Genomic DNA, 14,315 nt, shown 5'->3' with positions numbered 1-14,315 from the left:
AACAGATGGAAATAGTAAGGACAGATACCTTTTGGTGTCTGTCTTTTTTTAGGTATACAGGCACCTTATGGGATGAAAAGAGATAGGAATGTAAAAATGGAGCATACAAAAATTTCGACCGATATTGAGCAGAATATAAAACAGTTTCAACAGCTGTTTGCAGACAGTGCAGATATTAAAATGAAGGAAATGCGTCTGGGAAAAGGAAAAAGAAGACGATGTTTTCTGGCATATATTGAGGTGGCAGTCAGCAATATGCTGCTGGAAACGACGGTTTTGGGGAGACTGCTGGCGGCATTATCGGAGCTGCCGGACAGAGACTTAAATCAGGTACTCAATGAGAATGCGATGGGGATTTCAGATGTGACACCGTACGATACCATAGAGGATGCAGCACAGGGGATGCTCACGGGGGATGCCATCCTTTTTGTGGATGGATACGGACATGCATTAAAGATTGCCGACAAAGGATATCCCGGCATGGGGGTGCAGGAACCGGATTCGGAAAAGGTGATCCGTGGTTCGAAGGAGGGGTTTACCGATTCCATCAAAACCAACACGGCTCTTATCCGTAAGCGTGTGCGATCAACACGGGTTAAAGTAGAAGAAGTACAGGAGGGGGTGCGTTCGCACACGGCAATTGACCTGGTGTATATGGCAGATCTGAAATATGAATTCGTGCTGCGGCAGATCCGGGAAAAAATTACAGAATATGAGATTGACGGGGTCATGGACAGCGGAATCTTAGAGCAGCTGGCGGAAAAGAAATGGTATTCACCGTTTCCACAGTTTCAGACGACACAGCGACCGGACCGGGCAGCACTTGCGGTGCTGGAGGGAAGGATCGTATTGTTATGCGACAATTCTCCGGTCGCTCTCATTCTGCCGACAGACCTGAATTCTTTTCTGAAGACGAGTGATGACTATTATAATCGGTTTGGTGTGGCAACGTTTGCACGGATCTTGCGTTACATGGCAGCTTTTTTTGCCATGACACTCCCCGGACTGTATCTGGCGGTGACAAATTTTCACACACAGATTCTGCCGACACCGCTTTTGTTATCCTTCTGGGAGGCACGGATCGGTGTGCCTTTTCCGGCGGCACTGGAGGTCATTCTCATGGAGATTTCTTTTGAACTGTTGCGGGAGGCGGGTGTCCGGCTGCCGGGGGCAATGGGAAATACGATCGGAATTGTCGGAGGTCTGATTATCGGGCAGGCAGCTGTGGATGCCAACCTTGTCAGTCCGATTGTGGTGATCGTGGTTGCGTTTACCGCGCTTTGTTCCTTTTCCATTCCGAATGAAGAATTTGCTTTTTCATTCCGGATATTGAAATTTTATGTGATTGTCCTGTCCGCATGGCTTGGATTTTTCGGATTTTTGATTGCACTGCTTACGGTGTTCATCCATCTGTCGCGGCTGGAAAGCTTTGGGATTCCGTATCTCATGCCGTTTGTGGGGGCAGATGTCAATGATTATCATGATGAACGCGACAGTATCTGGCGTGCACCACTGAAAAAAATGGTGCGAAGACCCATTTATGCAAAACGCGGGGAGCGGATACGTCTGCGGAAAAAATAGGCTGAGTAAACAGTAACGGAGGAACGATATGTTTTCAAATAATAACCGGATATCAACGCGGCAGGTGTTCCGGCTGTTTGTGTTCGATTTTGTAGGGGAAAGTACGCTGATTCTGCCCTCACAGCTGGCAGCATTTGCGGGAAATGACGGTCTGGCATCCATTGTGCTGGGAGGTATCATGGGAAGCCTGTATCTGTGGTATCTTGCATATGTTTTAAAAAAGATGGAAACGGATCTGGTCACTTATATGGAACGGATTCTGCCGGCATGGATGAAAAAAATTTTTCTGGTGTTACTGCTGGTCTATTTTACCGGTATGGCAGGATACGGGGCATATATCTTTTCGGACGTGATACAAAAGGGGCTGATTGCAGGGGAGTCGTTTCCCCTGATTCTGATTCTGGTATTGCTGACGGCAGGATATGCCGTGTGTGGCGGGATTGAAAGCCGTGCACGGGTGTATGAGATTTTGTTTGTCGTTTTGTTTGTACTTCTTGCAGGAATGCTTTTGATTGCGGCGGGGGATCTGGAGATGGAATATCTGTATGGCTTTTTTCAGGCAGATACCGGGTCGGTGATGAAAGGAAGTCTGGCAGTCTTTTTTTGTCTGATGCCATTGTTTCTGCTTGCATTTTTTCCCTCCTATGTGCAGAAAGAAAAATGGGGGAAGCTGGTGCATGCCGTGCATGCGGCAATGTGGTTTGCCATAGGTGTTCTTGCGGTTTTGTATGTGATCCTGCTGGGCAGTTTTGGAAGCCGTTCCCTAACGACCATGAAATATCCGGCAATTACGCTGATGAGCAGTATCCATCTGAGGGGAAGTTTTTTGAAGCGGCTGGATGCCTTTATGATCGCCATCTGGTTTTTTACGCTGTTTGCACTTGTGACTGTGTTTTTGTTTTATGCACAGGAACTGGTACAGAAACTGCGGAAAAAAGATACGCATAAAAAATGGTATCTCTGTGGGGTGATGGTTGCCGTTTTCGGGGTGGCAGAAATGCTCCACCAAAGCAGCCATGGGGAATGGTTCCGGGATTATCTGCTGTATATCGGAATCCCGTTGTTTTTGTTCCTGCCATTGTTTGTACTTTTGTGGGGAAAGGGGAAAAAACGGCATGAAGGGTAAAATAAAAAAATATGTTGCACTGGTATTGTCTGTGCAGCAGCTGCTTTGCGGATGCAGCGCCACAGAACTCGAAGACCGCTGTTTTCCAATGATGGCGGTTGTGGACGAAAAGGATGGACAGATTTCTTTTGGTTATGGATTTCCCAAGCTGAGCCAGAAGGATAATACGGATCTGGAAGAGGCGCGTGTGAATATCGCGCCTGTCACGGGAAAGACGATGGAAAGCTGTGTGCAGACCTATGATAGCCGGCTGGAAAAACTGGCAGACTGCAATCATATGAAAGTGCTTGTCTTCGGGGAAAATCTGATGGAGGATACCGGACGGTATGAGGATGTTCTTTCTTATCTGAAACAAACCGGACTTTTCCCAAGAAACATCTATGTATGTGTGGCGGAAGATCCATTGGCATTGTTTGAGACAGAAGAAGATCTGCCACAGGATCTGGGAAGTTATCTGGAACAGTATCTGCAGAATCAGGAATCAGCGGGATCAGGAAAACTGTTTAAGCTTGGCAGGCTGCTGGACGAGAAGGAAAACCATATCCTGCAGATTATGCTGCCATATCTGGAAACAGAAGACCATATCATCTTCTGGAAAACCATGTACCGGGTACCGGATGACAGGTTTTTGTATAAACAGGAAAAATAATGGAAATGCTCTTACTATCAGAGGAAAGAGAGTGTGGGAAAATGAAAAAGAAAAAAATTATGTTTATCATTTTATGTATGTTAACGGTTCTTGCTGCGGGAACTGCGCACGCAACAGAAAAGGAAAGGGTGGACCCACTGCAGCCGGCAATTGCAGAAAAAATACTGCGGTTTCATGTACTGGCAAACAGTGATGCCAAGGACGACCAGAATGTGAAACTAAAGGTTCGGGATGCGGTGGGGCATATGCTTGGGCAAAAACTAAAAAAGGTAACAGACCGGGCGCAAACCGAAAAAATTGTGCAGGACCATATGGACGAAATTATAGAAACAGCGGAAAAAACGCTGCGCAAAAGCGGCTATACATACGGTGCCAGCGCAAGGCTTGCCAATGTGGATTTCCCTGTGAAAACGTATGGGGATTATACGTTTCCGGCAGGTAAATACCGTGCATTGCAGATTACACTGGGAAAAGGAGAAGGACATAACTGGTGGTGTGTGCTGTATCCGAACATGTGTTTTCAGGGATCAGTATATGAGGTTGTGGATGAATCTTCCGGCGAGGAGCTGCGTGAAGTTTTGACGCAGGAAGAATATGCAGATGTGTTTGATTCTGGAAAAATGCAGATCCGGTGGAAATTCCTTGATTATTTCCGTTAAACTGGTTATGATAATGAAGCACGCCATTGTGTGTTAAGATATCAAGGAAAAGAAGGAACTGGCTATGACAAAAGACGTATTATTGTCCATCAAGGGATTGCAGATCGGAGAAAACGAACAGAATGACACGATAGAAGTGATCTCCCCGGGAGATTATTATTTTCGGAACGGCAGGCATTTTTTTATGTACGAGGAGGTCATGGAAGGTCAGAAAGAATCGACCAGGAACATGATTAAAGTGCGTGATAATTATATGGAACTGACGAAAAAGGGTGCTGTCAACGTTCATATGATTTTTGAAAAAAATAAAAAAAATATTACATATTATAATACCCCATACGGCAGCCTGCTGGTGGGAATTGATGCCTACCGTGTGGATGTGCAGGAGAAAGAAAATGAGATTACGGTTGAGGTGGAATATGCACTGGAGATAAACAATGAGCATCTGGCGGACTGCCATATCCGGATTCTGGCAAATCCGAAACAGAATCCGGCATTTAAACTTGTCAAATAAACAGATAATGGTAATTAAAACAGAAAAAATAAACGAAAATATACGAAAAAAGCTGTGGAATATTGTGAAAAATGCCGATTTGTGGTAAAATACAAAAAATGATAACAGAGGAGGAATCATTATGAATACGGAACACAGGCAGCAGAAAATTTCTTTCTGGCATTCTATGAAAACGCAGTTTATTGCGGTAGTGATTCTTGTGGCGGCAGTGATTGTAATATTGTATACACTCATGATTATGCCTGGGGTAAAAAGCAATATCCGCAGTATCTATTCCAACTATCTGCTGGATCTTTCCATTTCGTATGGACGGGAGATGGAAAGTGCCATGCAGGTAAATATTGATCTTTTAGATAACCCGGAAGCTGCACAGGACATTTTACAGCAGCTAGATGTCGCAGGAGCCAAGACAGCTTATGCCTATCTGGTTGGATTTGACGGAACGATGCTGTATCATCCTACCGCTGAGAAAATCGGGCAGCCGGTAGAAAACGAGGCTGTCAAAAAGATGCTCAAAGAGATACAAGGGGGAAGTATCCCAAAACCGGAGACTGTGCAGTATGTATTTCAGGGGGAGAAAAAATTTTCCGCATGTTATACCAGCAAAAAACAGTTTATCCTTGTAGTCACGGCGGATGATGCAGAGCTTCTTGCACCAGCACTAATGCTGGAGCAAAGGGGAATCCTGATTTCCGGTGTGCTGCTGTTGCTCGGGGCTTTGGCAGCGTTTGTTTTTGCAACACGGATTACACGTCCGTTATCAAAGATTACAGATTCCGTGAACCGGATTGCACAGCTGGATCTGCGAAACGATCAGGTACTGGAACAATGTGCCGCACATCGTGGGGAAGTCGGAAGCATTGCAAATGCCGTGCTTCGGATGAAAGAGGCTCTGACGGAAATTGTACAGAAGATACGGCAGCAGGGTGGACAGTTGTTTGATGCGTCGGAAACGTTAAACAATAACGCGGTAAAGACGGCAGGAAACGTAAATAATGTGGAGACCGCAGTAAATGAGATCGCAACCAGTGCAACCAGTCAGGCACAGGAGACTCAGGGGGCAACCGAGTCCATTATTTCCATGGGTACGATGATTGAGGATTCTACAAACCAGGTAAAATCCATGAACGAGACGGCAGATGTGATGAATGAGTCCGGACAGATAGCCAAAAAGGCACTGGAAGAACTGGGAGAAATCAATGAGAGGGCAACCGAGTCCATCAATGTGATTTATGAACAGACAAATACAACGAATGATTCTGCCTTGAAGATCAAGGATGCAACATCGCTGATTGCTTCCATTGCAGATGAAACCAATCTGCTGTCACTCAATGCTTCCATTGAGGCTGCCAGGGCAGGAGAGGCAGGAAAAGGTTTTGCGGTGGTGGCAGCACAGATCCAGAAGCTGGCAGAACAGTCCAACGAATCTGCCAAGCGGATTGAGGATATTATCCGTGAACTGCTGAAAGATTCCGAAACTGCAGTACATACGATGGAAGATGTGAAAGAAATCATGCAGGAGCAGAACGAAAAAGTGAAAAAGACGGCAGAAGTTTTTGAACAAATGCATGAAGGCGTAAATTTGTCCATCCATGGAATGGTATCCATAGAAGAACAGACACAAAAGATTGAGGATGCAAGAAATAAGATCGTAGATACGGTACAGAGCCTGTCGGCAATCGCAGAGGAAAATGCGGCAAGCACACAGGAGACTTCGGCTTCCATGATGGAAATTGGTTCGGTTATCAATGATATCAGCCAGAATGCAGAGAACCTTAAAAATATTGCAGAGGTTCTGGAAAAGAATGTGCAGCTGTTTCAGATGGAAGAATCATGATTTGTGGAACAACGTTATAGAATCTGCATGAAAAGAAAAGGCTTATCTTCCCGATGGGGAAGATAGGCCTTTTCCTGTTTTTCCTGTAAACACATTATTTCTTTTTCCTGCTGGAACCGGATTTGGATTCTTTCAGCTGGGCATTGGCTTCATTGTACTTTTCCTGAAGCTTTGCACGGAATCCTTTTTTCTTTTTGACCGGTTTTTCCAGCGGTCCACGGAGTCCGCGTACGCCTGTGATATAAAGACCACTGACGGTTGCCTTGACTTCTTTCTTGACCGGAATGTCATCGTAGATCTGCTCGTCTGCGATCAGTGTCATGACTCTTGGTCCGACTTTGGCTTTTACGATTGGAAGTTTGGCGCGCTGCATGAGTTTGTTTGCCTGCTCCATTACCTGGGAAGGAAGGCCGGCATCTTTCATTTTCATTCGTTTTTTGTCGATGATCAGCATCGTCACTGTCTGTGCAGCGGCTTTCATCTGCTCATCCTGTTCTTCTTTTTTCTTCTGTGCTTTCTTTCCGAGAAAGTACAGGACAATCATAGCGGCTACCAGAATAATGGCAATCACTAATAATACGATTCCTATTGGTTTCATCGTGGATTTCCTCCTCTATATACTAAAATTTATTGTAGCAAAGATTTCTGTAAAAATCAACGTTTACTGTTTGTATTTTCTATGGATTTATGGTATGTTTAATTAGTTGTAAAAGGAAAGAAAGAAGGATTTGGGACATTATGAAGAAAAGAGTGGTTATACTTTTTTTGTGCATGACGATGGTATTATCCATGGGGGCATGTGGTACAGACAGTGATAAAAAGGCAAGTACCCAGCAGGGAACACAGGAGACGGCAAGTGAAGTGTTTGACGGACCGCACAGCGCACAGATGAAGCTGGATCTGTCAAAACTGGTGACGAAACTTGCAGATTATAAAGGGATAGATGTCACCATCACCGGAAATTATGATGTGACAGATGATCAGGTGGAGCAGAATCTGATGTCACTGCTTTCATATTACGGAATCACCGGAGTTGAGGTAAAGGACCGTGATACCGTTCAAAAGGATGATTATGTCAAGGTGGATTATACCGGATATCTTGACGGGGATGCGTTTGATGGCGGTTCTGCGACAGACACAATGATTGATGTGGCGAACAACTGTGATGCCACACAGAAGACAAATTACATTGATGGATTCAGTGATGGGCTTGTCGGCGCAAAAGTCGGGGATGAAGTAAGTTCGGATGTGACCTTTCCGGAGAATTACCAGTCTTCCGATCTGGCGGGAAAGAAAACAACGTTTAAATTCAAAATCAAGGGAATTTATAAGCCGGTTACCATGGACACGCTGACCGATGACATGGTAGCAGATGCATTTACCGAGCAGAAGATCACCACGAAAAAGGATCTGGTTGCATATGTACGGCAGGTACTCGAAAAGCAGGCCGCAAATTCCAAGTCTCAGGCAAGTATCAGCGCAGTTGAAGATGAACTGCTGGATAAATGTAAAGTGACGATTCCGGATGAGTATCTGGATGCGCGCCTGCAGGAATACCAGTATGAATTTGAAGCAGACAACTGCAATGATACACAGACTCTGGAACAGTATGCCAAGAACAACAGTACCACCGTGGATGATATGAAAAAACAGTGGAAAGAACCGATGACCAAGCAGATCAAAACTGAATTTATCTTTGGACGGATTGCGGAAAAAGAAAATATTACAATCAGTGATGATGATTTTAAGTCATTTGTAGATTATCTGGTAAGTTCGAGCAACAGCCAGATGACAGATGAAAATGCGGTATATAAATATTATGGCGTTGGAAATAAAGAGGATGGAGAGAAAACACTTCGTCAGCTGTATGTGGTCAATCAGGCGATTTCGTATGTTGTGGAGAAAGCCAATATTACCGTAGAACCGGATACACAGACGACAGAGTCATCGGAAAACTAAAGGGTTCAATAAAAACAATTAAGGGATAGATTAGATTTTTAACGGAGGGACAGTATGGAATTAGTAAATGTCAGAGAGATTTTCAAAAATACGATCAGATATGAAAATCAGCAGGTAACGATCGGCGGATGGGTAAGAAGTAACCGTAATTCCAAAAATTTTGGATTCATTGTAGTGAATGATGGTACCTTTTTTGAGCCGATTCAGGTTGTATATGGAGATGGTCTGGAGAATTATGAGGAAGTCTGCAAGATTAATGTCGGAGCAGCAGTCATTGTAAAAGGACAGCTGGTGCCTACGCCGGAAGCAAAACAGCCGTTTGAGATCCAGGCAGCAGAGGTAACCGTGGAAGGGGCTTCCACACCGGATTATCCGTTGCAGAAGAAGCGTCACACGTTTGAATATCTGCGTACCATTTCACATCTGCGTCCGAGAACCAATACGTTTGAGGCGGTGTTCCGTGTACGTTCCCTGTGTGCATATGCGATTCACAAGTTTTTCCAGGAGCGCGATTTCGTTTATGTGCATACTCCGCTCATCACAGGAAGTGACTGCGAGGGCGCAGGGGAAATGTTCCAGGTAACAACGCTTGATTTAAAAGATGTGCCGGAAAAACAGGATGGAACCGTGGATTATACAAAGGATTTCTTTGGAAAACCTACCAATCTGACCGTATCCGGTCAGTTAAACGGAGAAACCTATGCGATGGCCTTTAAAAATATTTATACGTTTGGACCGACCTTCCGTGCGGAAAATTCAAACACAACCAGACATGCGGCTGAGTTCTGGATGATTGAGCCGGAGATCGCATTTGCGGATCTTGAAGATGATATGATGCTTGCGGAAAGTATGTTAAAGTATGTGATTAATTATGTGATTGAACATGCACCGGAAGAAATGGCATTTTTCAATAATTTTGTGGACAAAGGTCTGCTGGATCGTCTGGAGAACGTAGTAAACAACGATTTTGCACGGGTAACTTATACGGAGGCCATCAAGATTTTGTCAAAACACAATGACAAGTTTGACTATAAGGTATCCTGGGGCTGTGATCTGCAGACAGAGCATGAGCGCTATCTGACGGAGCAGATTTATAAGAGACCGGTATTTGTCACTGATTATCCAAAGGAGATCAAGGCATTTTACATGAAACTCAATGAAGACGGAAAGACAGTTGCAGCAGTGGACTGTCTGGTTCCGGGCATCGGGGAGATCATCGGTGGAAGCCAGAGAGAGGATGACTATGACAAGCTTCTGGCACGTATTCAGGAACTGGGACTCAAAGAGGAAGACTATAAGTTTTATCTGGATCTGCGTAAATACGGATCTGCCAGACATGCAGGATTTGGACTTGGATTTGAGCGCTGCGTGATGTATCTGACAGGTATGGCAAATATCCGCGATGTCATTCCGTTCCCTAGAACCGTAAATAACTGCGAACTGTAAAATGGAATAAAAGAGCCGTATTTCCCATAAACTCTAAGGAGGACAATTTCCGGAGAAGTATGTGTGGAGAATGGGCAGGAACAAATAAATAATAAAACAGGAAGAAACGTCGCAAAGTTTGCAGGCTGCTTTATAGGCACATGTCTGCTCTCCGCGGCGCTTTTTCTGTTATGGTGCGGGATTTCCTATTCCATGAGATTGTCAGTGGAACTGATCCGGGTGGGAATTACGGCATGGTATGCGCTTTCCGGTCTCATCGGTGGAAAAATTCTGCGCGCATGTAAATGTGGTGCCATACCTTTTTGCGCAGTTATGCTGGGAGGCTTTTTTTTCGGGATTCTGTATGTCTGTTCCTGCATACGGGAACAGCACTGGATTGCGCTGGAGGGAGAAAACCTGACGATTCTGATTTTGTGTACGGCAGGGGCACTGCTGGGAAGCGTGCAGTGGAAAAAGAAGTAAGGGCTGTGTGACTGTAAAAAAAGACTTTCCTTATGGTGACCACTGTGCTATAATAATACAGATAGACGGGAAATCCAAAAAAACAGACAAAGGAGAGATTCTCATGAAGCATGTAAAGACATTAAATACAAGAAAGTTACAGAACACAATCAAGACAGGTGGATGTGGCGAGTGCCAGACATCATGCCAGTCTGCATGTAAGACATCCTGTACAGTAGGAAACCAGACCTGCGAGAAGTGCAAGTAATCACGGAGTGATTACTTACACAGCCCGAACGCTAAGGTAAGAAAAATAAGGCATAATAAAGCCGCGTGCGTAGCGCGCGGTTTTATTATGTTTAGGAAAGAGAGGAAATATTATAGTGGTTCATCAGTTTAAGAACAATGGCTATGATATTGTATTAGACGTAAACTCCGGTGCCATTCATGTGGTGGATGATGTGACTTATGACGTGATCGCATTATTTGAAGATCACTCCAGGGAAGAGATCATTGCCCAGTTACAATCCCGGTATCCGGAACAGGAGATTGCAGAAGCAATCGAAGAAACAGAGCAGTTAAAGGAGCAGGGAGACCTGTTTACGGAAGATGCTTACGAACAGAAGATTTTTGATTTTAAGAAGCGCCCGACGGTAGTAAAGGCATTGTGTCTACATATTGCACATGACTGTAATCTGGCATGCCGCTATTGCTTTGCGGAAGAGGGCGAATATCATGGAAGAAGAGCCCTGATGTCTTATGAGACAGGAAAACAGGCACTTGATTTCCTGATTGCAAACTCCGGAAACCGGAAAAATCTTGAAGTGGATTTCTTCGGAGGAGAGCCACTCATGAATTTTGATGTGGTAAAACAGTTGGTTGCCTATGGACGGGAACAGGAAAAGCTGCATGACAAGCATTTCCGTTTTACGCTGACAACGAATGGGGTGTTGTTAAACGACGATATCATGGAATTTGCAAATAAGGAAATGGACAATGTCGTTTTAAGTATTGATGGAAGAAAAGAAGTGAATGACCGTATGCGTCCGTTCCGGAAGGGGGCGGGAAGCTATGACCTGATCGTTCCGAAGTTCCAGAAACTTGCAGAAAGCCGGAATCAGGAGCGTTATTATGTCCGCGGTACCTATACCCATTTCAACACTGATTTTTCCAAGGATGTACTGCATCTGGCAGATCTGGGATTCAAGCAGATTTCTGTTGAGCCGGTTGTCGCACAGCCGACCGATGAATATGCACTGCAGGAAGAGGATCTTCCGGTTCTCTTTGAAGAATATGATAAACTGGCAGCCGAGATGGTCCGCCGTAACAGGGAAGGAAATTCTTTCAATTTCTTTCATTTCATGATTGATCTGGAAGGGGGACCATGTGTGTACAAGCGTCTGTCCGGATGTGGTTCCGGAACGGAATACCTTGCGGTCACACCGTGGGGAGATCTGTATCCGTGCCATCAGTTTGTCGGAAATGAAGATTTCCTGATGGGAAATGTCTGGGATGGCGTGAAAAACACGAATCTGCAGGACGAGTTTAAATGCTGCAATGTCTATGCAAAAGAAAAGTGCCGTAAGTGCTTTGCCAGATTTTACTGTAGTGGGGGATGTGCTGCAAATTCATACAATTTCCATGGAACCATCACAGATGCCTATGATCTGGGATGTGAACTTCAGAAGAAACGTATCGAATGCGCAATCATGATAAAAGCTGCGGAAGCGGAAAATTAAAGGAATAGGAAGGAAGCAAAAATGAAAAAAAGCAAGGGCGTCGCTATAATCGCGATTATCCTGGCCTGTCTGATCGGACTGGGATATTATACAAGCACGATTATGACTGCGACAAGCACGAGTCAGAAGAAAACGGACAACAAGACGGAGTCCGAAGGTATCAAACTTGGTCTTGATCTTTCCGGAGGTGTATCCATTACTTACCGGATTAAAGACAAAAATCCGTCCAAGAAAGATATCGATGACACAGTAGCAAAGTTAGAGGAACGTGCAGAAAGTTATAGCACGGAGTATTCCGTATACCCGGTGGGTGATGACCGTATCACGGTAGAGATTCCGGGTGTCTATGATGCAAATGCCGTACTTGAGGATCTGGGAAGCCCGGGATCGCTGTATTTTATCGTACAGAAAGATGCAGACGGTAATGAAAACTACAGTTATGACAGTTCTACAGGAACCTATAAGCTCAACTATGACATTCAGAATCTGATCGACAACGGTTCGGTGATCATGGATGGTAACGACGTAAAGTCTGCCAATGCAGCGTATAACCAGTCTTCATCTACCAGCACCAAGGAGCCGGTGGTCCAGCTGGCATTAAAGAAAAAAGCCGCAGAGGTATTTGGCGAGGCAACAACAAAGGCAGCTTCTTCCGGAGAATCCATCGGTATTTATTATGATGACCATTTTATCAGTGTACCGAAGGTAGAGAGTGCAATCAAAGACGGAAGCTGTGTTATCAACGGCATGTCGGATTATGAAGAAGCAGAACAGCTTGCAACATTTATCCGTGTAGGTGCCATTAACTTAAAACTTGAAGAGATGGAGTCTTCTGTCGTAGGTGCACAGTTAGGTGGAAAGGCACTTTCTTCCAGTGTCAAGGCAGCCATCATCGGTCTGATCCTTGTTATGCTGTTTATGATCTTAAACTACAGCTTATCCGGTATCGTTGCATCCATTGGTCTTGCAATCTATACGACAGTAACTGTTGCATTGATCTATCTGTTTGAGATCACGCTGACACTTCCGGGTATCGCGGGTGTTATCCTTGGTATCGGTATGGCGGTAGATGCGAATGTTATTATCATTTCGCGTATCCGTGAAGAAATTGCAGCAGGAAAGTCCGTACTGACATCCATCAAAACAGGTTACCAGAAGGCCATGTCTGCCATCATTGACGGTAACGTGACCACCTTTATTGCAGCACTGGTGCTGATGTGGCTTGGTTCCGGAACAGTTAAGGGATTTGCATATACACTGATTATCTCCCTGATCGTTTCCATGTTTACGGCACTGGTTATTTCGAGACTGTTAAATCTGGCATTTTATGCCGTTGGATGCAGAAACGAGAAATTATACGGCCGTGCAAGAGAACATAAGACCATTGATTTCATGAAGCATCGCTGGGTATGCTTTATCCTTTCCCTTGTTGTGATCGCAGCCGGATTTGTTGGAATGATCGGTTACGGAGCAGCTGGAAAGGGATCTTTGAATTTCAGTCTGGAATTTAAGGGTGGTACATCCATTTCCGCAGATTTTGGTAAGGATTATACCGTTGAACAGGTAGAGGACAAGATTGTACCGGAAGTCGCAAAGGTTATTAATGATAATGCGATCCAGGCAAGTACCGTATCCGGCAGCAATGTTGTGACAATCAAGACAAAGACACTGAGCCTGAGCGAACGTGAAGAAGTAAATCAGATGCTTGTGGACAAGTTTGGTGTGGATGAATCCACAATCGAGAGCCAGAGTATTGGTTCTACCATCAGTAATGAGATGCGTTCCAATGCGGTCAAGGCACTGATCGTTGCATGTATTTTCATGCTGTTTTATATCTGGTTCCGCTTCAAGGACATCCGTTTCGCCGGAAGTGCGATTATTGCACTGGTACACGATGTACTTGTTATGCTGACAGGTTATGCATTGATCCGTATTTCTGTAGGTAATACATTTATTGCCTGCATACTTACAATTGTCGGATATTCTATCAATGATACCATTGTTATCTTTGACCGTATCCGTGAGAACATGCAGGGAATGAAGAAACAGACACCGGAAACACTGGCAGAGGTGGCAAACCGGTCTCTGACACAGACACTTTCCCGTTCACTGAATACCTCCATTACAACCATCATCATGGTATTGCTGCTGTTTATCCTCGGAGTATCTTCCATCCGTGAGTTTGCATTACCGCTTATGATTGGACTGATCAGTGGTACGTATTCTTCCATCTTTATTGCAGCTGCATTATGGTATGTCATGAAACTGCATCTTGGCAAAGACAAATTGTTAAAACCAGCAGTAGCAAAGACAAAAAAGAAATAAATATTAAAAAACAGGGGAGCTGCACGGCAGCTCCCGTTT

13 protein-coding genes are annotated in these 14,315 nt (G+C 44.6%); 12 read left to right on the top strand and 1 reads right to left on the bottom strand.

Annotated elements, in window-relative coordinates:
- Positions 1–96: 96 nt before the first annotated feature.
- The 6 genes from DXD06_RS13695 to DXD06_RS13670 all read left to right on the top strand — a co-directional run bounded on the left by DXD06_RS13695 (position 97) and on the right by DXD06_RS13670 (position 6,366).
- The gene (locus DXD06_RS13695) at positions 97–1,581 is read left to right on the top strand and encodes a spore germination protein (protein ID WP_117832547.1); all 1,485 of its coding nucleotides are present in this window, start codon (positions 97–99) and stop codon (positions 1,579–1,581) included.
- A gap of 28 nt (positions 1,582–1,609) precedes the next feature.
- A complete protein-coding gene (locus DXD06_RS13690; RefSeq protein WP_117832545.1) occupies positions 1,610–2,707 on the top strand; it encodes a GerAB/ArcD/ProY family transporter in 1,098 nt (365 codons plus the stop codon).
- Positions 2,697–3,356, top strand: a complete 660-nt coding sequence (locus DXD06_RS13685; protein WP_117832543.1) for a Ger(x)C family spore germination protein — start codon at positions 2,697–2,699, stop codon at positions 3,354–3,356. The genes DXD06_RS13690 and DXD06_RS13685 overlap by 11 nt, the downstream gene beginning before the upstream one ends.
- 41 nt (positions 3,357–3,397) lie before the next feature.
- A complete protein-coding gene (gene spoIIR, locus DXD06_RS13680) occupies positions 3,398–4,015 on the top strand; it encodes a stage II sporulation protein R (protein WP_117832541.1) in 618 nt (205 codons plus the stop codon).
- Between the two features lie 64 nt (positions 4,016–4,079).
- Positions 4,080–4,529, top strand: a complete 450-nt coding sequence (locus DXD06_RS13675) for a DUF1934 domain-containing protein (RefSeq protein ID WP_117832539.1) — start codon at positions 4,080–4,082, stop codon at positions 4,527–4,529.
- 121 nt (positions 4,530–4,650) lie between these two features.
- On the top strand, positions 4,651–6,366 hold the full coding sequence (locus tag DXD06_RS13670) for a methyl-accepting chemotaxis protein (protein WP_117832537.1): 1,716 nt from the start codon (positions 4,651–4,653) through the stop codon (positions 6,364–6,366).
- A gap of 94 nt (positions 6,367–6,460) precedes the next feature.
- On the opposite strand, the gene DXD06_RS13665 is transcribed toward DXD06_RS13670, so the two are convergent.
- Entirely contained in the window at positions 6,461–6,964 is a 504-nt protein-coding gene (locus DXD06_RS13665; RefSeq protein ID WP_117832535.1) for a hypothetical protein, read from the bottom strand.
- Positions 6,965–7,104: 140 nt separating this feature from the next.
- On the opposite strand from DXD06_RS13665, the gene DXD06_RS13660 reads away from it, so the two are divergent.
- From DXD06_RS13660 to secD, 6 genes are all read left to right on the top strand, one after another.
- Entirely contained in the window at positions 7,105–8,325 is a 1,221-nt protein-coding gene (locus DXD06_RS13660) for an FKBP-type peptidyl-prolyl cis-trans isomerase (protein ID WP_158569547.1), read from the top strand.
- Between the two features lie 54 nt (positions 8,326–8,379).
- Positions 8,380–9,771: an asparagine--tRNA ligase gene (gene asnS, locus DXD06_RS13655; protein WP_117832530.1), complete on the top strand. Its 1,392-nt coding sequence runs from the start codon at positions 8,380–8,382 to the stop codon at positions 9,769–9,771.
- Between the two features lie 192 nt (positions 9,772–9,963).
- Positions 9,964–10,233: a hypothetical protein gene (locus DXD06_RS13650; RefSeq protein ID WP_147343637.1), complete on the top strand. Its 270-nt coding sequence runs from the start codon at positions 9,964–9,966 to the stop codon at positions 10,231–10,233.
- Positions 10,234–10,336: 103 nt separating this feature from the next.
- Complete coding sequence (gene scfA / locus DXD06_RS13645; protein WP_022046260.1) at positions 10,337–10,480, top strand: six-cysteine ranthipeptide SCIFF; 144 nt, start codon at positions 10,337–10,339, stop codon at positions 10,478–10,480.
- A 115-nt stretch (positions 10,481–10,595) separates the two neighbouring features.
- Complete coding sequence (gene scfB, locus DXD06_RS13640; protein ID WP_022046261.1) at positions 10,596–11,951, top strand: thioether cross-link-forming SCIFF peptide maturase; 1,356 nt, start codon at positions 10,596–10,598, stop codon at positions 11,949–11,951.
- A 21-nt stretch (positions 11,952–11,972) separates the two neighbouring features.
- Positions 11,973–14,276 (top strand): protein translocase subunit SecD, encoded by a 2,304-nt coding sequence (secD, locus tag DXD06_RS13635; protein WP_117832526.1) that lies wholly within the window; start codon positions 11,973–11,975, stop codon positions 14,274–14,276.
- Positions 14,277–14,315 lie beyond the last annotated feature (39 nt).

This window comes from Roseburia sp. TF10-5, assembly GCF_003462365.1.
Classification (GTDB): Bacteria; Bacillota; Clostridia; order Lachnospirales; family Lachnospiraceae; genus Roseburia; species Roseburia faecis.
The sequence above is the reverse complement of the archived record's forward strand: the minus strand, read 5'-3'. Positions and strand labels throughout refer to the sequence as shown.

Bases quoted from the DNA above. Each gene is read 5' to 3' on its own strand.
- DXD06_RS13695 (WP_117832547.1), top strand. From the start codon at position 97: ATGGAGCATACAAAAATTTCGACCGATATTGAGCAGAATATAAAACAG.
- DXD06_RS13690 (WP_117832545.1), top strand. From the start codon at position 1,610: ATGTTTTCAAATAATAACCGGATATCAACGCGGCAGGTGTTCCGGCTG.
- DXD06_RS13685 (WP_117832543.1), top strand. From the start codon at position 2,697: ATGAAGGGTAAAATAAAAAAATATGTTGCACTGGTATTGTCTGTGCAG.
- spoIIR (WP_117832541.1), top strand. From the start codon at position 3,398: ATGAAAAAGAAAAAAATTATGTTTATCATTTTATGTATGTTAACGGTT.
- DXD06_RS13675 (WP_117832539.1), top strand. From the start codon at position 4,080: ATGACAAAAGACGTATTATTGTCCATCAAGGGATTGCAGATCGGAGAA.
- DXD06_RS13670 (WP_117832537.1), top strand. From the start codon at position 4,651: ATGAATACGGAACACAGGCAGCAGAAAATTTCTTTCTGGCATTCTATG.
- DXD06_RS13665 (WP_117832535.1), bottom strand. From the start codon at position 6,964: ATGAAACCAATAGGAATCGTATTATTAGTGATTGCCATTATTCTGGTA.
- DXD06_RS13660 (WP_158569547.1), top strand. From the start codon at position 7,105: ATGAAGAAAAGAGTGGTTATACTTTTTTTGTGCATGACGATGGTATTA.
- asnS (WP_117832530.1), top strand. From the start codon at position 8,380: ATGGAATTAGTAAATGTCAGAGAGATTTTCAAAAATACGATCAGATAT.
- DXD06_RS13650 (WP_147343637.1), top strand. From the start codon at position 9,964: ATGAGATTGTCAGTGGAACTGATCCGGGTGGGAATTACGGCATGGTAT.
- scfA (WP_022046260.1), top strand. From the start codon at position 10,337: ATGAAGCATGTAAAGACATTAAATACAAGAAAGTTACAGAACACAATC.
- secD (WP_117832526.1), top strand. From the start codon at position 11,973: ATGAAAAAAAGCAAGGGCGTCGCTATAATCGCGATTATCCTGGCCTGT.